Origin of the sequence: Streptomyces sp. RKND-216, assembly GCF_004795255.1 — a bacterium.
GTDB lineage: Bacteria > Actinomycetota > Actinomycetes > Streptomycetales > Streptomycetaceae > Streptomyces > Streptomyces hazeniae.
Map to the genome: position 1 here is coordinate 3,219,144 of NZ_SSBQ01000002.1, position 18,873 is coordinate 3,238,016.

An 18,873-nucleotide genomic window follows, 5' to 3' on the forward strand; every position below is an offset into this window, starting at 1 on the left:
CGCACCCGCGCCCGCGTCCGTGCGCCCGCGCGCCCGGAGGGTGCGGAGGTGCGGCCCGTCAGCGGCTCAGAAAGTTCTCAGGCCAGGAGATCGTCGACATGCGCCTCGCCCTCGCGGTAGCGGCGGGCGATCTCGGCGCTGCAAGCGTCCGCCGTGCGGTGGAGGGCCTGTCGGCGGCCGGAGACCTGCTGCTCGTACCGGACCAGGCGGCCCATCGCGCCGTGCAGTTCGTCGTCGGTCCGGGCGGTGAGGTCGGAGAGTTCGACCTCGGCCAGCATCTCCTCCGCCAGCGCCCGGTACTCGGCGCGGTGCGGGGTGCCGACCGTGACGTGGCGGGCCGACTGGCGGTGCCGGGAAGGGGCGTCGACCAGGATCTCCGGCAGGAGGTCCAGCAGCGGCGAACCGGGCTCGGTGCGCCGGGCCAGTTCGGCGCGCAGGATGTCAATGCGGCCCTGGAGCAGCCGCCGCACATAGCTGAGGTCGGCCTCCTCGCGCTGGGCGGCGCGGCGCAGGTCGCGCAGCTCGGGGAGCGTGCGGCCGGTCAGCTCCGGCGGCTCTTCCTCACGCAGGGCCTCCCGGGCCGCCGCCGCGCGCTGTGCGGGCGGCAGGGAGGAGGCGGCCGAGGCGGGCGTACGGCCGGAGGGGGCCGACGTGCCCCCAGGAGCGCGTCCGGTTCCGGCTGAGTCCATGGTGACGTCCCCTCGTGCCCTTTTGCCCGTGGTGCCACGGTACGCACCTCGTGTACGCATCCCGTACGCGCATCGTGCCACCGCGTGGCCGTCGCGCGCAGCGTTCGGCACCCATACGGCGGCACCCCGCCCGTCCGCGTCGGGCGGCACGGCATCATGGCGGGCATGCGAGCAGTGGTGCAGAGAGTGGACGGCGCGCGCGTCGTCGTGGACGGCGAGACGGTCGGAGAGATCGTCGGCGAGGGCCTGTGCGTGCTGGTCGGGGTCACGCACGACGACACAGCGGCGAAGGCGGCGCAACTCGCCCGCAAGCTGTGGTCCGTACGCATCCTCGACGGGGAGAAGTCGTGTTCGGATGCGGGCGCACCGCTGCTGGTGGTCAGCCAGTTCACTCTCTACGGTGACGCCCGGAAGGGGCGCCGGCCCACCTGGCAGGCTGCCGCGCCCGGTCCGGTCGCCGAGCCGCTGGTGGACGAAGTCGTCGCGCAGCTCCGCGCGTTGGGGGCGGAGGTGGCGACGGGCCGGTTCGGCGCGCAGATGAAGGTGTCGCTGACGAACGACGGCCCGTTCACCGTGCTCCTGGAGGTCTGACAAGGTACGGCGCCCGGCGGCGTCAGGGGGCGACGACGACCTCCTGCGCCGCCGCGGTGGCGTCCTCCCCGGCGATCAGTGGGGCGTCCACCGGCACGTTCCGCTTGACCAGCGCCAGGGCGATCGGCCCGAGTTCGTGGTGACGGGCCGAGGTGGTGACGAAGCCCAGCTTCCGGCCCTCGACCCCTTCGGCTGCCAGCCGCACCGCGTCGCCGTGCTGCGGGATGCGCACCTCGCTGCCGTCCAGGTGCAGGAAGACCAGCCGCCGCGGCGGCTTCCCCAGGTTCTGGACGCGGGCGACGGTCTCCTGGCCGCGGTAGCACCCCTTCTGCAGGTGCACGGCGGAGCCGATCCAGCCGACCTCGTGCGGGATGGTGCGGTGGTCGGTCTCCATGCCGAGCCGCGGCCGGTGCGTCTCCACGCGCAGCGCCTCGTGCGCCAGTACGCCGACGGCGGGGCCGTGCGCCTCGGCGAACGACTCCAGCGCCTCGCGGGGCAGGAACAGGTCCCGCCCGTGCGCGGTCTCGCGGGCGACGGCGTCGGCGGGGGTCTCCGCGATCGAACCGGCCGGCAGGTGCACGACGGCGTACGCGTCGGTGCGGTCGGCGGTCTCCACCCGGTAGAAGAACTTCATGGACTCCAGGTAGGCGAGGAGGTCGCCCTGGGTGCCCGGCTCGGTGTGCAGCCAGGTCGTCCCGCCGTCGTCGACCAGGTACAGCGCGTGTTCGACGTGACCGTGTGCGGAGAGGACGAGCGCCTCGGTGGCGTGCCCCGGCCGCAGGTCCTCCACGTACTGGGTGAGCAGCAGGTGCAGCCAGGTCAGCCGGTCGTCGCCGGTGACGGTGACCACGCCGCGGTGGGAGAGGTCGACGAATCCGGTGCCGTCGGCGAGGGCGCGCTGCTCGCGGAAGAGGTCGCCGTAGTGCGCGGCGACACCTTCGTCCGCGCCTTCGGCGGGGACGGCGCCGGGAAGGGAGAGGAGCGGGCTCTTCATGGCCCCCAGCCTACGGCCCGTCCTCGCCCTCCTGCGCGGCCCGGTTCCGGCACTTCTCACAGCGTCCGAAGATCGCGAAGTGCTTCATGTCCGTCTCGAACCCGAAGCGCTCGCGCAGCGCGGCCGTGAAGGGGTCGGCGACGGACAGCTCCGCCTCGATGACCTCGGTGCAGTCCCGGCACACCAGGTGCATGTGGTGGTGCCGGTCCGCGAGGTGGTACGTCGGCGCGCCGTGCCCCAGGTGGGCGTGCGAGACCAGGCCCAGCTCCTCCAGCAGCTCCAGCGTGCGGTAGACCGTGGAGATGTTCACGCCGCCCGCGGTCCTCCGCACCTCGGCGAGGATGTCGTCGGGGGTGGAGTGCTCGAGCTTGTCCACGGCCTCCAGTACGAGCTGGCGCTGCGGGGTCAGCCGGTACCCGCGCGCCCTCAGATCGCTCTGCCAGTCGGTGGTCACCACCCGCCCATTCTACGAGCCGCCGGGTGACGGTCGCCCCCGTGCTCAGCCCGGGGCGGGGCGCTGGGGGCGGCCTACTTGAAGAAGGCGATGCCGTCGTCCGGGAGGTCCTTGAGGTCCTTCGCCCACTCGCTGGGATCGACGACCTTCTTCAGGTGCGCGGACATGTACGGCCGCAGCGGCACCTCGGGGGTGGCCTTCTCGCCGACCCACATCAGGTCGCCCTTGACGTAGCCGTAGAGCCGCTTTCCGCCGCTGTACTCGCCGGCGGACGCGGTGCGTGCGATGGCGTCGGTGGCCAGGTCGATCTGCGGCTTCTGGTCGGCCAGCTCGCCGTACCAGACCTCGGCGACACCCTGGTCGCGGATCATCACGGCCTCGACCTTGCGCTCGGCGTCGATGCGCCAGTAGCCGGTCTCGGTCTCCAGCGGGGCGGTCTTCTTCCCCTCGTCGTCGAGCACCCAGCTGTGCGAGACGTACTCCAGGAAGTCGCGCCCGTCGTGGGAGAAGGTGACCTCCTGGCCGAAGTTGCACTTGTCCGTGCCCGGGAATTCTGCGACGCCCGCACCGGTCCAGTTGCCGAGCAGGAAGGCGAGCGGAACCAGGTCCGGGTGCAGGTCGGAGGGAATCTCGATCATGGGAACCAGACGATCTGTGGTGAACGGATGCGGCGGAAAAGGGGGGTCAGCGCTGGCCCTGGTAGAGCTTCTTGACGACGAGAACCGTGAAGGCCAGGGTCCCGAGGCCCACCAGGACCATCAGGGTGGTGAAGAATGCGTGCAGCACGTCGGGCTCTCCTTGCGCGCTCTGTCGTGACGGGGCCGGCGCGGGCTCCGCGCCGGCCCCGAGTCTAGTCGCCGCCGCGGGCGGCCCGCCGGGCCGGTGCTGTGACGTGCACCGCCCGGCGGTGTGCCCTGGCGGGCGGCTCAGCCGAGCAGCTGTGACTGCAGGATCACCGTCTGCTGAAACGGCACGGCGGCCGCTTCGCCCTTCCGCGACTGGACGATCACGGCGACAGTGTCCCCCGCGACCAGATACGCCTGCCGCACGTGCCGCTCGCCGCGCGGCTCGGACTCGTCGAACGTGTAGTGCTCGATGTCCGGCACCTCGACGTCCTCCGGCCAGCCGTCGTCCAGCGTCGCCATCTCCCCGTCGGTGACCGTGACGTACGGGGAGGCCCCGCTGGCGGTGGTCGAGAGGAAGTCGCCGGGATAGGCGGCGCTGTTGAACCGGAGCAGGTAGACGGTGGTGCGGGTGCCGTCGGGCATCCGCCAGCCGCGGGCGGCGATGTGCCGGACCGCGGTGTCGCGCAGCGTCTGCTTCAGCTCGTCGCGGTCCGCGTCCACGTACGCCTGCGCAAAGGTGTCGACGGACACCCAGGTGCCCTCGATGCCGGGCAGGTCTTCGCCATCGCGCGCTCCCCGCGGTGCGGGCAGCAGCAGGTCGCGGAGGTCCGCGTGGTGGATCTCGCCGTCGTTGCCCTCGGCGAACGGGCGCGGCGAACCCTCCGGCAGAGCAGGGAGCTTCAGCTCCGGATAGGCCCAGCGCCCGTCCCGCGCGGTGGCCAGGCCCGGCACATCCGTCCGCTCCAGCTCGGTGATCCCGTAGGCGACGCCGGTGCCGAGCACGCCGAAGACGGCCACGGCCGCCGTCCAGCGGGCGACTGCGCGCAGCACCCGCCGGCGGCGGGCGGGCGCGGAGGGTCCGGCCGGCGTCTCGTCCGTCTGCGAGGGCTCCGCCACCGGCCCGGCGGCGGGCGGGGACTCCGGCGGCGGCGGTGCGACCGGCGGCGGTGCGACCGGCGGCGCGGGCGTCGCGCCCGTCGGGGGGACGGTGTCGGGGGCCGCGTCCGGCGCGGCCGGCTCGGGGCCGGTCACCGTGGACTCGCTCATGCGCTGACCCCTCCGCCCTTGCTCAGCCGGTCCAACTGCTTCTCCAGCAGCTTCGCCACCTCTTTCCGGTCGAACTCCGTGCCGTCGTAGTCGTCGGACCCGGCAGCCGACAGGGACACCAGGACGTCGTCCTCGTGCGCCGTGCAGAACATCTCCCCGAGTTCCGCGTCGTCGTCCTCGGGCAGGAGGAAGCACTTCGCTGCGTCGTGGCCCTTGATCTCCGGTCCCTTGCGCAGGATCGAGAAGGCGTCGGCCAGTTCGCGCTGGAAGGTGTTCAGGTCCTCGACCGCGCCCCGGTCGCCCAGCTGCGACAGCGTGATCTCGACCTCCAGGTCGTCGCTGTAGCGGGTGTACGACCGCATGGCCATGCCCTCGATGCGCAGCTTCCGCACGAAGCGTCGGTGTTCCTTGCGCTGCTTGCTGGGCAGGCTCTCCGAGCCCTTCCGGAACAGCGCCTCGGCCTCCGGGCCGGTCAGGTGGGCGTCGTTGCCGAAGCCCTCGACGTCGGGGCCGAGCCGGTAGTCGGCGGACACGGGGAGCAGCTCCTTGCTCAGCGGAGTGTCGACGCGCCCGTCCGACACGTCCGGCACCGGGTCGTCCACCGAGGGGGCCCTGGGCGGCGCCTTCCAGACCCTGGTGGCGGCCGTCCGGTCGGCGGCGTCCACGGTGACCTTGGTGTAGGCGAGCCCGCCCCCCGCCGCGCCCAGCACGAGGACCGACGCGAGGGCGAGGGTGAGTGTCTGCTTCCGGCGGGCGTTCACAGGCGCTCCAACTGACGCTCGGCGATGTCGCGGATCTCGTCGGAACCGATCGGGCCGGTGTCCGTGATGTGGATGTCCAGCACGATGTCGCCGCGGCAGGCGAGGGCGCGGGCGCCGTATACCGGGAGGTAGCCCGGCTCGCGGTACGGCGTGTCGTAGACCCAGTAGCGGCCGTCGTCCGAACCCTCGATCGGGTGGCCGCCGTTGCCGGCGAAGTCGTCGCCCACCATGTACGAACCCTGCGACGACGCGTGGCCTGGAGCCGACCGCGCCGACAGGTCGTGGAACTGCACCAGCACGACGCTGGTCACCTGGTCACCGTGCTCCCACTCCGTCGCCGCGATGCGCCGGACGTTCATCTCCAGGAGGCTGTCGAACATGCTCCCCGGCTGCTCGAACCCGCGGGCGTAGTCGGTCGGGGTCACCCAGCCGTCCGTGATCGGAAGGAAGGAGAACTCCCGCGCGCCCTTCGGCTTCTTCACCAGGAGCTTGCGGAGGTCGCCGTCGGTGCGGACGCGGCGGTCGTGCTTCGCCGGGACGGGTTCCCACTCGTCGGCCGGGACGTGCTTGTCCGGGTAGGACAACGCGGCCTGGGAGAGCGGGGGCAGCGGGGTGGGTGCGCGTTCGGCCTGGACGGTGTAGCCGGTGGCGACGCCCGCCACGACGCCGAGCAGGGCGGCGGCCGCCAGCAGCAGGGTCGTACGGCCGCGCGGGCGGCGGGCCGGCTCCTCCGGCGCGTCCGCGCCTGGTGTGGCGGGGGCGTCGGCGAGGTCGGGCGCACCCGGCGCGGGCGCGGTCGTGGGTTCCGGCGCGGGTGCGTCGGCGTCACCGGCCGAGCTCCTGGCCTCCGGCGTGGTCTCCGGCTCCGGTTCCTGTTGTGCCGCCGCGGGGGCGGCCGGCGGGTCCGCCGGTCTCGCGGGCTGGTCTTCCATGGGGCTCCTCATGTTCTCGTCAACGCGCTGACCGGGGAGGAGGCGGGAAAGTTGCCCTACGCATGATCACGATCCGGTTGCGGCGGGGCGGAGCGGGACGCGGCGGGGCGCCGCATACCGTGGGGGCATGGCGAAGAGGCTGGTGATCAAGGTGACGGCGGGGGCGGACGCGCCCGAGCGCTGCTCGCAGGCGTTCACGGTGGCGGCGGTCGCGGCCGCCAGCGGCGTGGAGGTGTCGCTGTGGCTGACGGGTGAGTCGGCGTGGTTCGCTCTGCCGGGCCGTGCGGCGGAGTTCGAACTGCCGCACGCCGCACCGCTGCCCGAGCTGATCGACGGCATCCGGGCAGGCGGCCGGATCACCCTGTGCACGCAGTGCGCCAAGCGGCGCGACATCGGGGAGAAGGACGTCCTGGAGGGCGTTCGGATCGCCGGGGCGCAGGTGTTCGTCAGCGAGGCTATGGCCGACGGCACGCAGGCCCTCGTGTACTGACGTGGCGGCTGGTGCCGCGTCCGGACGCGTCGAGGGCCGCACCCCGGGTGTCCAACCCGTGGGGTGCGGCCCTCGGACCCGGTCCGGCCGGTCCGCGCCCGGACCGGCCTCGTCCGGTCGAACGCCTCAGACCGCGATCGCGACCTCGGCGAGCCCGCCCTGCTGGGCGACGACCGTACGGTCCGCGGTGCCGCCGGGTACCAAGGCCCGTACGGTCCAGGTGCCCTCGGCCGCGTAGAAGCGGAACTGACCGGTCGCGGAGGTCGGGACCTCCGCGGTGAACTCGCCGGTGCTGTCCAGCAGCCGGACGTAACCGGTGACGGGCTCGCCGTCCCGGGTCACGTTGCCCTGGATGGTGGTCTCACCGGGCTTGACGGTGGAGGCGTCCGGGCCGCCTGCCTGTGCTCCGCACATGGGTGTCGCGTTCCTCTCGCTCGTGTGCCGTGGGCCGACGGGCCGACTCAGTTGTTGGCGCCGACCTCGACGGGCACGCCGACGAGCGAGCCGTACTCGGTCCAGGAGCCGTCGTAGTTCTTCACGTTCTCCTGGCCGAGCAGCTCGTGCAGCACGAACCAGGTGTGGGCGGACCGCTCGCCGATGCGGCAGTAGGCGATGGTGTCCTTGCCCAGGTCGACGCCCTCGGCCTCGTACAGCTCCTTCAGCTCGTCGTCCGTCTTGAAGGTGCCGTCGTCGTTCGCCGACTTCGACCACGGGATGTTGCGCGCGGTCGGCACGTGGCCGGGGCGCTGCGACTGCTCCTGCGGCAGGTGCGCGGGAGCGAGCAGCTTGCCGCTGAACTCGTCGGGGGAGCGGACGTCGACCAGGTTCTGCTTGCCGATCGCGTCGACGACCTCGTCGCGGAAGGCGCGGATCGACAGGTCCTGCGCCGTGGCCCGGTACTGCGTCCGCGGGCGCTCGGGCACCTCGGCCACCAGGTCGCGGGAGTCCAGCTCCCACTTCTTGCGGCCGCCGTCCAGGAGCTTGACGTCCTGGTGGCCGTAGAGCTTGAAGTACCAGTAGGCGTAGGCGGCGAACCAGTTGTTGTTGCCGCCGTACAGCACGATGGTGTCGTCGTTGGCGATGCCCTTCTTCGACAGCAGCTCCTCGAAGCCGGTCTGGTCGACGAAGTCGCGGCGCACCGGGTCCTGGAGGTCCTGCTTCCAGTCGATGCGGACGGCGTTGCGGATGTGGTTCTTCTCGTACGCCGAGGTGTCCTCGTCCACCTCGACGATGACCGTCTTCGGGTCGTCGATACGGGCCTCGACCCAGTCGGCGTCCACCAGGACGTCACTGCGGCTCATCAGTTCTCCTCCGGAAGCGGGGTGAGCAGTGTGGGTGCGTACGCGTGGGTACGGGCGCACGCCGGATGTGCCGCGCTGTGTGCGCCGGGGAGGCGCGGGAGCGCGAGGTGCGGGAAACGCGGAATGGAGCGCGGTCCGTGCGGCGGTGCGCGGCGGCGTCAGGCCGGCGCGGGGCGCCGGGGGACGGCCGTCAGACGGCTGTGCGACAGAGCATGGCGGCGACGCGGCAGAGGTCGACCGCCCGTCGCTTGGTGAGATCCGCCTGTCGCTTCATGTGCCCGATCGTACGGAGGGGCGGGCGGATCTGTCACCGCTGATCCGGATGGTGAGACGAGATCGTCCGTGACGCGAGATAGAGGCGGAGGCCGGAACGCCGGGACGCCCGGCGCCACGGGGGCGACGGGCGTCCGTATCCGTTCTGCGGGCGGGAATGTCTCGCTCTGTGGACGAGAAGCCCGTCCCCGGGCGGACATGGCGGTCAGCCGAGGGGCACGTCCGTGCCGGAAAGGGTGAAACGCACGCCCCGCTCCGTCACCTCGGCGTCGTCCAGGGCGATGCCGGAGGGCAGCCCGCGCACCCCGGTGGTGAAGTCGATCCGCGACCTGACCTGCGCCTCGGCACCCGGGATCGAGGCGCCCGGCACGGCGTCGGCGTGCAGCTCCAGCTCGTCGCCGTTCACCTCGACGGTGCTGTGGATCGCCTCGGGGAGCTTCAGCTCCTGCCCGAAGATCTCGATGCCGACCTTGACCTTCACCTGGTTGCGGGCCGCCCGGTCCGCTCCGGCGTACGACACCTTCACGCCGGGGGGCGCTATGGCGTTGAGGTCGGCGTACGAGATCGACGCGCTGCCGGTGGCCCGCGCGGCGGTTCCGGTGTCGTAGCCCTCCCCGAGCCGGACGTCGGTCAGGGTGGCCTGCATCTGCGTCACGGTGATCTCGCGGTTTCCGGCCTCCGCCGTCATGCCGGTCAGCTCGACGTCCACTTCGTCGAGGTTCCGGTCCAGAACCTGGGTGAGGAAGGGGAAGCCGCGGATGTCGACGCTGGTCGACTCGGTGCCGGACAGGCCCTCCGCGGACCTGATCCGGTCGGCCGCCTCCTGCTCGGCGAGGTACACCGCCAGCCGGTCCGCCCCGGTGAAGAGGCCGGCCAGCACGAGCAGGATCACGAGTGTGCGACGTGTTGCGCGCATGCGGGCATCCCCCAGGGCAGGTGTTCGACTCCGGGGGAGCCTAACGTGCGTTCGGTCGGATTCGGATGAGAGCGCGGTGAGCCCTCAGCCGAGGGCGAGGCCGAGCCCGTACACCGCAGGGGCGGCGAGCGCGAGCGGCAGCGCGACGCCGGCCGTCATGTGCACGAACCGGGAGGGGAAGTCGTAGCTCGCCGTCCGCAGCCCGGTCAGCGCGCACGCGCCCGCCGCCAGACCGACGCCCGCGGCGTGCAGGCCGGAAGCGTCGAAGGCGGCCCCGGCCCGCACGGCGGCGAACCCGGCTCCGGCGGCGGCCGCGAGGGCGAGCGCGGGGGAGAGGTACGGCGGCAGCGGCATCGCGCGGACCAGCGTCGCGGCGGCGATCCCGGCCGCTGCCACGGCGACGAGCGCGGCGGCTTCCGGGACGGCCCCCGAGCCGCCGTCCGCGCCGGACTCCGCGGTGGCGAGTGCGGCCACCCAGCCGCCCGCGGCCACCGTCAGCGCGGTCGAGGTGAGCGCGACCGTCAGGGCGTAGAGGCGCTCGTCGGGGGCGGAGCGGTTGCGCAGGTGCAACACCAGGTTCAGCACGAAGAACGCGCCGAGCGTCGCTGCCATGGCCGTCGGCACGTGGGCCTTCCCGGCCAGCAGCATCACCGCGTCGGCTGCGACGCCCGCGAGGAACGCGAGCGCGATGCCCTGGCGGGCGGGCCACATCCCGTTCAGCCGGAACCAGCCGGCTGCCGTCACGGCCTGGAGCACCACCACGGCGACGGCGAAGGCCGGTAGGGGCAGCCGGGCCGCGCCCGCGAGCAGGCCGGCGAGGACGGTGGTCAGCAGGGCTGGGAGGATGCCCGGCGCGATGATCGGGCTGCGTCTGCGCGAACGGCGCCCCCCGGCCGTCGCGCCGCCGTCGGCCGGCTCCCGTGCCGGTCCGCCCGGCGCGGACGCCTGGCCGGGCGGACCCGGGGGCACGGACGCCGGGCTGAGGGTGTGCGGGGCTGCGGCGGGCGGCGGCGCGGCTGCGGGCCGCTCCGGGGGCAGCGGGCCGGGCGAGGGGTGCGGGCGGGCGCCGGTCACCGGGCACCCCCGGCGAACGGCGGGAGCACCTCGACGGTGCCGCCGTCGGTCAGCTCCACCGCGGAGTGCGGGCGGGGGCCCACGGCGGTGCCGTCCACGAGGAAGGAGCAGCGCCCGAGTACGCGGTCGAAGTCGGGCCGCCCGGCGTGGCGGACGCGGGCGGCGTCGAGGGCCTCGCCGAGGGTGTGGGCCTCGTACGTCTCCTCGGCGTGTCCGGCCGCGGCCTTGGCCGCGGCCCAGTAGCGGATGGTTCCGCGAGCCATCGTGGTTCGTCCCTCTCGCCGGCTGACTGCGTGTCGCCGGTGTGGTCGGTGTGGCAGGTGTCGTCGGTGCGCCCTCCATGATGGCCCCCGCGCGGCGCTCCCCGTACCCTCCCTGCCCGCGGCGCCGTGCCTGCCCCCGACGGCCGGAGGCCTCAGGCCGCGAGGGCGCCGGTGGCCCAGCGGGCGATGCGGTGCAGCAGGTCGTCCGGCGCGGCGTTCTCCGCGTGTCCGAAACCGTGCTCCACCCACAACTCCGTGCACCGCGGATCGGCTGCCCGCACCAGCCCGAGCGGATGGTCCAGCGGGAAGTACGCGTCCCGGTCGCCGTGCACGACGAGCAGCGGCGTCGGCGCGATCTTCGGCGCGACCTGCGTGGGGGACGGCGGCACCGGGTCCCAGTCCTCGGGTTGCACCCGGGTCCGCAGGCCCCAGCGGGAGACCAGCCGCCCCACCGGCCGCTGGACCACCCAGTGCAGCCGCCGCATCGGGGCGGTGCCCCGGTAGTACCAGCGTGCGGGCGCGCTCACCGCTACCACCGCGTCCGTACGCTCCGCCGCGTCCTCGCACAGCGCCGCGTGCCGCAGGGCCACCGAGCCGCCCATGGAGAAGCCCACCGTCGCCACGGACCGGTGCCCCTGCTCCCGGGCCCAGCGGACGGCCGCCGCCAGGTCCAGCACCTCGCGGTCGCCCACGGTCGAGCGCCCGCCGGACCGCCCGTGCCCGCGGAAGGAGAACGTCACCACTGCCGTGTGCCGGGCGAAGGCACCCGCCGCCCGGCGCAGCGCCGGGCGGTCCAGCGCCCCGGTGAACCCGTGCGCGACCACGATCACCGGAACGGCCGAACCCGCCGCGTCGCCGCCGCCGGACCAGGGCGTGTACGCCGCTTCCAGCCGCACCCCGTCCGCGGTCCGCAGCACCGTATGCCGGGCCTGGTCCACGGCCTTCGCGTCACCGTCGGCGACCGGCGGGTGACCAAGGCGAGCGAACTCACACTCCGATTCCCTGCTCATGTGGGCTATTCTGCTGGGAGAGGACTCGGGCAGCGCCGCCCCCGGGTCCTTTCGTGCTTTCGGCAGCCGTACGACCGGCCGTACGACGACGTACGACGGGCATGTGTTCCCCAGGCCCCACCGGGACCGAAGGAAGGACGACCGACGTCATGGGCAAGCGAGACGGAACCAGCCACCATACGAACCCCGGGCAGCGGGAGGTGGCCGCATGAGCTCCCTGCTGCTGCTCACCAACGCCCTCCAGCCCTCCGCCGAAGTCCTTCCCGCCCTGGGCCTGCTCCTGCACAACGTGCGGGTCGCCCCCGCCTCCGGGCCCGCCCTGGTCGACACCCCGGGCGCGGACGTGATCCTGATCGACGGCCGGCGCGACCTGCCGCAGGTCAAGTCGCTGTGCCAGCTCCTGCGCTCCACGGGCCCCGGATCGCCCGTGCTGCTGATCGTGACCGAGGGCGGTCTCGCCGCGGTCACCGCCGACTGGGGTGTGGACGACGTCGTACTCGACACCGCCGGGCCGGCCGAGGTGGAGGCCCGGCTGAGGCTGGCCACCGGCCGGCTCAGCGCGGCCACCGACGACAGCCCGATGGAGATCCGCAACGGCGACCTGTCCGTGGACGAGGCGACGTACAGCGCGAAGCTCAAGGGCCGGGTCCTCGACCTGACCTTCAAGGAGTTCGAGCTGCTGAAGTATCTCGCCCAGCACCCGGGCCGGGTCTTCACCCGCGCCCAGCTCCTCCAGGAGGTCTGGGGCTACGACTACTTCGGCGGCACGCGCACCGTCGACGTGCACGTGCGGCGCCTGCGGGCGAAGCTCGGCCCCGAGCACGAGTCCCTGATCGGCACCGTCCGCAACGTCGGCTACCGCTTCGTCTCCCCCGAGAAGGGCGAGAAGTCGGTTGCCGCGAAGAAGGCGAAGGCCGAGGCCAGGGCGGTGACCGACGAGGCCGAGGAGGTCGCGAAGCGGGCGGTCGGCGACGCCCCGGAATCGGGCGCCGACCGGGACTCCGGCGGCGCCTCCGGTGACGTTCGTCGCACCGGCACGCGGTCTGCCAAGGGCTGAGCCATCGCACGTAGACTGACCGCCGTGGCCAAGGTGACGCGCGACGACGTGGCAAGACTGGCGGGTACCTCGACCGCGGTGGTCAGCTATGTGATCAACAACGGACCGCGTCCGGTGGCGCCGGCCACCAAGGAACGGGTGCTGGCCGCGATCAAGGAGCTCGGTTACCGTCCCGACCGTGTCGCCCAGGCCATGGCCTCCCGTCGCACCGACCTCATAGGTCTCATCGTTCCCGACGCCCGGCAGCCCTTCTTCGCGGAGATGGCACACGCCGTCGAGCAGGCCGCCGCCGAGCGCGGAAAGATGGTCCTCGTCGGCAACTCCGACTACCTCGACGAGCGCGAGGTCCACTACCTGCGGGCGTTCCTCGGCATGCGGGTCTCCGGCCTGATCCTCATCAGCTCCGGCCCGTCCGAACACGCCGCCACCGAGATCGACGCCTGGGACGCCCGGGTTGTGCTGCTGCACCGCCGCCCCGAGGCGATCGACGACGTGGCCGTCGTCGTCGACGACGTCGGCGGCGCCCAGCTCGCCACCCGCCACCTGCTGGAGCACGGCCACGACTATGTCGCCTGCCTCGGCGGCGTGGACTCCACTCCCGAGAGCGGCGACCCCGTCACCGACCACGTCGAAGGCTGGTCGCGGGCGATGCGGGAGGCCGGACGCTCCGCGGAAGGACGCCTTTTCAAGGCGCCGTACAACCGCTATGACACCTACCTGCTCGCGCTCGACCTGCTCAGCGGCCCGGACCGGCCGCCCGCGGTGTTCTGCTCCACCGACGACCAGGCCTTCGGCGTGCTGCGCGCCGCACGCGAACTCGGCATCGACGTGCCGCGCGAGCTGGCCGTCGCCGGGTTCGACGACGTGAAGGAGGCCGGCCTGTCCGACCCGCCGCTCACCACGGTCGGCTCGGACCGCGAGTCGATGGCGCGCGCGGCGGTCGACCTGGTGCTGGACGACGGCCTGCGCGTGGCCGGCTCGCGCCGCGAACGCGTCCGCCTGTTCCCCTCCGGCCTCGTCGTCCGCCACAGCTGCGGCTGCGTGTAACCGAGCGCCGGTGCCCGCCGGGGCAGTGTTCCGCCGGCCAGTCCCTACGCCGCCTGCCGCTCGATGAGGCCGTGCAGCAGGGCGGCGATCGCCGGGGCCGGGTTCCACCCCGGGGTGGGCCCGGCGACCTGTGAGGCGAGCAGCCCGTCCATGAACACGAGCAGCATGTCCAGATCGCCCTCCGGGTGCCGTGAGCCGAGCTCGGCGAGCAGGGGACTCAGCCACGCGTTGACCCCGCTGCGGGCGGAACGCAGTTCGGCCCGCAGCCCCGGCGACGTCGCGACGTGGGCGAAGACGGCCTGGCGCGCCATCGTCAGCGTCCGCTCGGGGCCCGCCAGGATCTGGAGCAGGCGTCCCATACGGTCGGCGAAGCCCTCGATGGTCGAGGCTCCCGGCACCACGGGGAGCAGGGCCCACACGGCGTTCTCCCGCTCAAGCACGCGCCGGAGAACGGCGCCGAGCAGATCGTCGCGGGTCCGGTACAGGTGCGACGTGCTGCCCTCGGAGACTCCCGCCCGGGCGTCGACCTCCTGGTGCGTCAGGCTCTGCATGCCGCCGGCGGCGAGGACCTCGATCGCCGCGTCCAGAAGGAGCACTTCGCCCTGTTCCATGCGTTCATGCTACGGAATTCGGCAATCTGGCGGGTGTGCGGTGGTCTGTGCGGGTGGCGGGAGCGTTCCCGGGGCGCGGCGGCCCAGTGGACGTTGACCTGAACTTCAGTTGAAGTTGCACTCTCGTGTGCGTCGCCCGACCAACCGGTCCGCCGCCGAGCAGGACCTGACGTGCCCTGGAGGCCTCACATGTCCCCCACCGTCCGCACCGCCCCGTCCGCCGTTCCCCATCCCGCCGCCGTTTCCCGTTCCGCCGCCGCAGCTTCCGAGCCTCGCGCGACGCGGCTCGCCGTGATCGTCGGCAGTGTCCGCGAGGGCCGCTTCGGGCCGGTCGTCGCCGAGTGGTTCGCCCGCGAGGCCGAGCGGATCGGCGGTTTCGCGACGGTCGACGTCGTCGACCTGGCGGACCACCGGCTGCCGCTGGTCTTCCCCGGCTCCGCCGGGGAGACCGACGCCGGGACGGCCCGCATCTGCGCCGCCCTGTCCCAGCGCCTGCACGCCGCCGACGCCTTCGTCGTCGTCACCCCGGAGTACAACCACAGCTTCCCAGCGTCGCTGAAGAACGCCCTCGACTGGTTCCCCACGGAATGGCAGGCCAAGCCGGTCGGCTTCGTCTCCTACGGTGGCGTGAGCGGCGGTCTGCGCGCCGTCGAGCAGCTGCGGCAGGTCTTCGCCGAACTGCACGCCGTCACCGTCCGCGACGGGCTCAGCTTCCACAGCGCCTGGGAGCGCTTCGACGCGGACGGCCTTCCTCGCGACGCCGAGGGCACCTCCGCGGCGGCCGCCGCCATGCTCCGGCAGCTCCGGTGGTGGGCCGACGCGCTGCACGCGGCGCGCGCCCGCTCGCCGTACGGAAGCCGGGGCTGACAGGCGACCGCCCCGCGCCGGAGAGGTCCGGGGCGGGGCGGCCGGTGGAGCGGGTGCCGCGGGTGTGCTCAGCGCGCGCGGGTCACTCGACGACGGTGATCCGGTCGGCTGCCGGAGCCTGGAGCGGTTCGCTCTCGGACGAGTTGGCGGTCATGTAGTCCACCAGCACGTCCAGGTCGTTCCCGCCGACGTACGGGTTCGCGCCCTCCGCCAGGGTCGGGAAGCCGTCGCCGCCGCCGGCCAGGAAGTTGTTCACCGCCACACGGTAGGTGGCGTCCTCCTGGATCGCCTCGCCGTTCAGCCGCACCGAGTCGGCGACCACGCGGTCCGCGCCGGAGCGCGTCAGGTCGAGGGTGTAGCTGAAGCCCTCCGACACCTGGAGCACCTTCGGCGACTCGGCGTTGTCCCCGCTGACCTGCTCGCGCAGCACCTGGAGGAGCTGGGCGCCGGTCAGATCGATCATGTTCACCGTGTTGGCGAACGGCTGGACCGTGAAGCCCTCGGCGTACGTCACCACGCCGTCGCCCTCGCTGCCGGACGCCCCGTATACGAGGTCGGAGCGGATGCCGCCGGGGTTCATCAGCGCCAGGTCCGCCTCGGCGTCCAGACCCTGGGCGTGCGCGAGCTGCGCGTCGGCGATCAGATCGCCGAGCGGCGACTCCGGCGTGCTCGCGCCGCGGCCCGGGATGTCCTCGCCGATCCAGCCGACCGGGCGGTTCGCGACCGGTGCGGCCAGCTCGTTCCACCGGCCGATGAGCCGCGTCATGTCGCGCGCCTTCGGCTGTTCACGGCTCACCACGTGGTTCGCGGAGTCGACGCTGGTGCGCACGATGTCACGGGTGCGGCGGTCGTAGGTCAGCGTGGTGTCGGTGAACAGCCGGCCGTACGAGGCGGCCGACGTCACCGTACGCGGGGCGCCCTTCGGGTCCGGGATCGTGCACGCGTACGCCTCGTGGGTGTGCCCCGTGACGAAGGCGTCGACCATCGGCGTCGTGTTCTTCGCGATCTGGGCGATCGGACCGGAGATGCCGTCGCCCGGCCCGGGGCTGTCGCAGTCGTAGTTGTACGCGTCGCCTGCCGGGGCGCCACCTTCGTGCACGAGCGCGACCACGGCGTTCACGCCGCGCCGCTTCAGCTTCTTCGCGTACCGGTCGATGGTCTCGACCTCGTCGTGGAACTCCAGGCCCTTCACGCCCTCGGCCGAGACGATGTCCGGTGTGCCCTCGAGGGTGACGCCGATGAAGCCGATCCGCACCCCGCGGTGCTTCCAGATCGTGTACGGCTCCAGGACCGGGCGACCGGTGTCCTCGTCGGTCACGTTCGCGGCCAGATACGGGAAGTCGGCGCCACGGTAGCGGCGGCCGTCGACGTAGCAGCCGTCCTCCGGGTGGCAGCCGCCGTCCTGGAGACGCGTCAGCTCGGCGATGCCCTCGTCGAACTCGTGGTTGCCGACAGAGGTGACGTCCAGATCCAGCTTGTTCATGGCCTCCACGGTCGGCTCGTCGTGGAACAGCCCCGACAGCAGCGGGCTCGCACCCACCAGGTCGCCGGCCGCCGCGGTCACCGAGTAGCGGTGCCCCTCGCGGGCGTCGCGCAGGCTGGAGGCCAGGTACTCCACGCCGCCGGCCGGGATCTCCTTCGTGGTGCCGTCCGGCTGGAGTTCGGCCACCTCGCCGGAAGAGCCCTGCGGCGGCTCCAGGTTGCCGTGGAAGTCGTTGAACGACAGCAACTGCACGTCGACCGTGCGGCCGTGGTGACGGCCGTGACCGTGGCCGCGGTCCGCGTCGCGGCCGTCGGGGTTCGCGGACGCCGGGATCGCGGTGGCCAGCAGGCCGGCCGCGACGGCGAACGCGGCGCCCGCCGCGGCGATTCGCCTGCGGCGGGCTCGTGGGGAGGTATTCGCTGCCATCGTGCTGGGTCCCCCTCTGGGATGGGTGGGCAGGCGGAGGCAGCCTACGGTGACGCGCGTAGCGTGTCAGCGGTCGGGACGGTGACGACTCGGTACCGCTGGGGAACCCCCAGGTGGCGGCGCGTTGTCCTAGGCTCTCCCCCCATGAGCGACGTGGTTGTTGTGGACGAGGTCTCGACCGAGGGCGTACGGGAGGCGCAGGACCTGATCGACGCCGCAGCCGTCAACGACGGCCAGCCGGCCGTCTCGGAACAGGGCCGCCTGCAGTTGCGCGGGGGACGGCGCACCGGCGTACGGCATCTGCTGCTGCGCCATGAGGGCACGCTGGTCGGCTACGCCCAACTCGAGGACACCGACCCCGTCGAGGCGCCCGCCGGTGAACTCGTCGTGCACCCCGCCCACCGGGGGCGCGGCTACGGCCGCAAGCTCGGCCAGGCCCTGCTGGACGTCTCCGGCAAGCGGCTCCGCCTGTGGGCCCACGGTGGCCACCCGGCCGCCCGCCACCTCGCGCAGCTCCTCGGCCTCACCCTCTTCCGCGAACTGAGGCAGATGCGCTGCCCGCTCGGCGCGTTCGAACGCGCCGAGCCCGCCTTCCCGGAGGGCGTGACCGTCCGCACGTTCCAGCCCGGCACCGACGACAAGGACTGGCTCGCGCTGAACGCCGCCGCGTTCGCCCACCACCCCGAACAGGGCGGCCTGACGCAGCGCGACCTCGACGACCGCAAGGGCGAACCGTGGTTCGACCCGCACGGCTTCTTCCTCGCGGTAAGCGGCGACCGGCTGGTCGGCTTCCACTGGACCAAGGTGCACAGCGCGGAACAGTTGGGTGAGGTGTACGTGGTCGGCGTCGCCCCCGACGCACAGGGCTCCGGCCTCGGCCGCGCCCTCACCTCCCTCGGTCTGCGCCACCTGGCCCGCGACCGCGGCCTCCCCACGGCCATGCTGTACGTCGATGCGGACAACGAGCCCGCCGTCGCGGTCTACGAACGTCTCGGCTTCCGCACCCACGAGACGGACCTGATGTACCGCACGGAGTCCTGACCGCAGGCCGGTCCGGGGTGCGGGCGGCCGGCCCGACGCCGCCTAGCGCGCCACGCGGTAGCGGAGATGGACGACGTTCGCGCCGAAGGTGCGGGTCTCCACGAGTTCGAGGTCCACCCGGCGCTCGTGCCGGGGGAAGAACGGAATGCCGCCGCCGACCAGCACCGGGCAGACCATCACCCGGTACTCGTCGATCAGGTCCGAGGCGGCCGCTTCGGCGGCGAGGGTCGCCCCGCCGATCGCGACCTCGCCCTCCCCGGGCTCGGCCCGCAACCGCCCGATCTCCTCCGCCAGGCCGCCGGAGGCCAGGCGGGCGTTGCCCTGCACCGCCGACAGCGTGCGGGAGAACACCACCTTGGGCAGCGGCTTCCAGAGCGCGGTCCACTCGCGCGTCGGTGCGTCCAGAGAGGGATCCTCGTCGGCGGTCTCCCAGTACAGCATCGTCTCGTACAGCCGCCGTCCCATCACGTGGACGCCGACCCCCCGGATCTCGTCGATCCAGAAGCGGAAGACCTCCTCGTCGGGGCCGGTCCAGTCGAAGTCGCCGTCCGGCCCGACGATGTAGCCGTCGAGCGAGACGTTCATCGAAAAGGTCACCTTGCGCATGGGAAGGCCTCCCTTCGTCACGGGTTCGACAGTACGACCGCCGACGGCCGCCGGACTCATCGCGGCGCGCGGGCCCCGACCGTACGGAGGAGGCG

At 72.9% G+C, this 18,873-nt stretch carries 22 protein-coding genes; 6 read left to right on the forward strand and 16 right to left on the reverse strand.

Annotation, left to right across the window (positions count from 1 at the left end):
• Positions 1-77 precede the first annotated feature (77 nt).
• Positions 78-689, reverse strand: a complete 612-nt coding sequence (locus tag E4198_RS14440; RefSeq protein ID WP_136183503.1) for an ABC transporter substrate-binding protein — start codon at positions 687-689, stop codon at positions 78-80.
• Positions 690-854: 165 nt separating this feature from the next.
• On the opposite strand from E4198_RS14440, the gene dtd reads away from it, so the two are divergent.
• On the forward strand, positions 855-1,280 hold the full coding sequence (gene dtd / locus E4198_RS14445) for a D-aminoacyl-tRNA deacylase (protein ID WP_136183504.1): 426 nt from the start codon (positions 855-857) through the stop codon (positions 1,278-1,280).
• A 22-nt stretch (positions 1,281-1,302) separates the two neighbouring features.
• Here dtd and E4198_RS14450 read toward each other — a convergent pair whose 3' ends face one another.
• The 6 genes from E4198_RS14450 to E4198_RS14475 form a co-directional block, all read right to left on the reverse strand.
• Positions 1,303-2,274, reverse strand: coding sequence for a folate-binding protein YgfZ (locus E4198_RS14450; protein WP_136183505.1), 972 nt, complete (start codon positions 2,272-2,274; stop codon positions 1,303-1,305).
• A 10-nt stretch (positions 2,275-2,284) separates the two neighbouring features.
• On the reverse strand, positions 2,285-2,731 hold the full coding sequence (locus tag E4198_RS14455; protein WP_136183506.1) for a Fur family transcriptional regulator: 447 nt from the start codon (positions 2,729-2,731) through the stop codon (positions 2,285-2,287).
• 71 nt (positions 2,732-2,802) lie between these two features.
• Positions 2,803-3,366, reverse strand: coding sequence for an FABP family protein (locus E4198_RS14460; RefSeq protein WP_136183507.1), 564 nt, complete (start codon positions 3,364-3,366; stop codon positions 2,803-2,805).
• A gap of 288 nt (positions 3,367-3,654) precedes the next feature.
• The gene (locus E4198_RS14465) at positions 3,655-4,620 is read right to left on the reverse strand and encodes a hypothetical protein (protein ID WP_168711437.1); all 966 of its coding nucleotides are present in this window, start codon (positions 4,618-4,620) and stop codon (positions 3,655-3,657) included.
• The gene (locus E4198_RS14470; RefSeq protein WP_136183508.1) at positions 4,617-5,381 is read right to left on the reverse strand and encodes a hypothetical protein; all 765 of its coding nucleotides are present in this window, start codon (positions 5,379-5,381) and stop codon (positions 4,617-4,619) included. The genes E4198_RS14465 and E4198_RS14470 overlap by 4 nt, the downstream gene beginning before the upstream one ends.
• A complete protein-coding gene (locus E4198_RS14475; protein ID WP_247597688.1) occupies positions 5,378-6,313 on the reverse strand; it encodes a hypothetical protein in 936 nt (311 codons plus the stop codon). Before E4198_RS14475 ends, E4198_RS14470 begins: the two co-directional genes overlap by 4 nt.
• Positions 6,314-6,440: 127 nt before the next feature.
• Here E4198_RS14475 and E4198_RS14480 point away from each other — a divergent pair, with 127 nt between their 5' ends.
• Positions 6,441-6,803, forward strand: a complete 363-nt coding sequence (locus E4198_RS14480; protein WP_136183509.1) for a DsrE family protein — start codon at positions 6,441-6,443, stop codon at positions 6,801-6,803.
• Between the two features lie 126 nt (positions 6,804-6,929).
• Here the strand turns inward: E4198_RS14480 and E4198_RS14485 are convergent, their stop codons facing one another.
• The 6 genes from E4198_RS14485 to E4198_RS14510 all read right to left on the reverse strand — a co-directional run bounded on the left by E4198_RS14485 (position 6,930) and on the right by E4198_RS14510 (position 11,640).
• The gene (locus tag E4198_RS14485; protein WP_027765651.1) at positions 6,930-7,217 is read right to left on the reverse strand and encodes a DUF1416 domain-containing protein; all 288 of its coding nucleotides are present in this window, start codon (positions 7,215-7,217) and stop codon (positions 6,930-6,932) included.
• Between the two features lie 47 nt (positions 7,218-7,264).
• A complete protein-coding gene (locus tag E4198_RS14490) occupies positions 7,265-8,104 on the reverse strand; it encodes a sulfurtransferase (RefSeq protein WP_136183510.1) in 840 nt (279 codons plus the stop codon).
• 478 nt (positions 8,105-8,582) lie between these two features.
• Positions 8,583-9,293 carry a DUF2993 domain-containing protein gene (locus E4198_RS14495; RefSeq protein ID WP_136183511.1) on the reverse strand — a complete coding sequence of 237 codons (711 nt, stop codon included), beginning with the start codon at positions 9,291-9,293 and terminating at the stop codon, positions 8,583-8,585.
• 84 nt (positions 9,294-9,377) lie between these two features.
• Positions 9,378-10,367, reverse strand: coding sequence for a hypothetical protein (locus E4198_RS25715; RefSeq protein ID WP_136183512.1), 990 nt, complete (start codon positions 10,365-10,367; stop codon positions 9,378-9,380).
• Positions 10,364-10,630, reverse strand: coding sequence for a MoaD/ThiS family protein (locus E4198_RS14505; protein ID WP_136183513.1), 267 nt, complete (start codon positions 10,628-10,630; stop codon positions 10,364-10,366). The genes E4198_RS25715 and E4198_RS14505 overlap by 4 nt, the downstream gene beginning before the upstream one ends.
• 152 nt (positions 10,631-10,782) lie before the next feature.
• Positions 10,783-11,640, reverse strand: a complete 858-nt coding sequence (locus E4198_RS14510; RefSeq protein ID WP_136183514.1) for an alpha/beta fold hydrolase — start codon at positions 11,638-11,640, stop codon at positions 10,783-10,785.
• Between the two features lie 208 nt (positions 11,641-11,848).
• Between E4198_RS14510 and E4198_RS14515 the strand changes: the two genes are divergently transcribed.
• Both E4198_RS14515 and E4198_RS14520 read left to right on the forward strand, forming a co-directional pair.
• On the forward strand, positions 11,849-12,697 hold the full coding sequence (locus E4198_RS14515) for a response regulator transcription factor (protein WP_136183515.1): 849 nt from the start codon (positions 11,849-11,851) through the stop codon (positions 12,695-12,697).
• A 24-nt stretch (positions 12,698-12,721) separates the two neighbouring features.
• The gene (locus E4198_RS14520; protein WP_136183516.1) at positions 12,722-13,744 is read left to right on the forward strand and encodes a LacI family DNA-binding transcriptional regulator; all 1,023 of its coding nucleotides are present in this window, start codon (positions 12,722-12,724) and stop codon (positions 13,742-13,744) included.
• 44 nt (positions 13,745-13,788) lie between these two features.
• Here the strand turns inward: E4198_RS14520 and E4198_RS14525 are convergent, their stop codons facing one another.
• On the reverse strand, positions 13,789-14,355 hold the full coding sequence (locus E4198_RS14525; protein WP_136183517.1) for a TetR family transcriptional regulator: 567 nt from the start codon (positions 14,353-14,355) through the stop codon (positions 13,789-13,791).
• A 189-nt stretch (positions 14,356-14,544) separates the two neighbouring features.
• On the opposite strand from E4198_RS14525, the gene E4198_RS14530 reads away from it, so the two are divergent.
• The gene (locus E4198_RS14530) at positions 14,545-15,222 is read left to right on the forward strand and encodes an NAD(P)H-dependent oxidoreductase (protein WP_136183518.1); all 678 of its coding nucleotides are present in this window, start codon (positions 14,545-14,547) and stop codon (positions 15,220-15,222) included.
• An 82-nt stretch (positions 15,223-15,304) separates the two neighbouring features.
• Here E4198_RS14530 and E4198_RS14535 read toward each other — a convergent pair whose 3' ends face one another.
• Entirely contained in the window at positions 15,305-17,131 is a 1,827-nt protein-coding gene (locus E4198_RS14535; RefSeq protein WP_136183519.1) for a bifunctional metallophosphatase/5'-nucleotidase, read from the reverse strand.
• Positions 17,132-17,275: 144 nt separating this feature from the next.
• On the opposite strand from E4198_RS14535, the gene mshD reads away from it, so the two are divergent.
• A complete protein-coding gene (gene mshD, locus E4198_RS14540; protein ID WP_136183520.1) occupies positions 17,276-18,172 on the forward strand; it encodes a mycothiol synthase in 897 nt (298 codons plus the stop codon).
• Positions 18,173-18,214: 42 nt separating this feature from the next.
• Here the strand turns inward: mshD and E4198_RS14545 are convergent, their stop codons facing one another.
• Complete coding sequence (locus tag E4198_RS14545) at positions 18,215-18,778, reverse strand: dihydrofolate reductase family protein (protein WP_136183521.1); 564 nt, start codon at positions 18,776-18,778, stop codon at positions 18,215-18,217.
• Between the last annotated feature and the right edge of the window lie 95 nt (positions 18,779-18,873).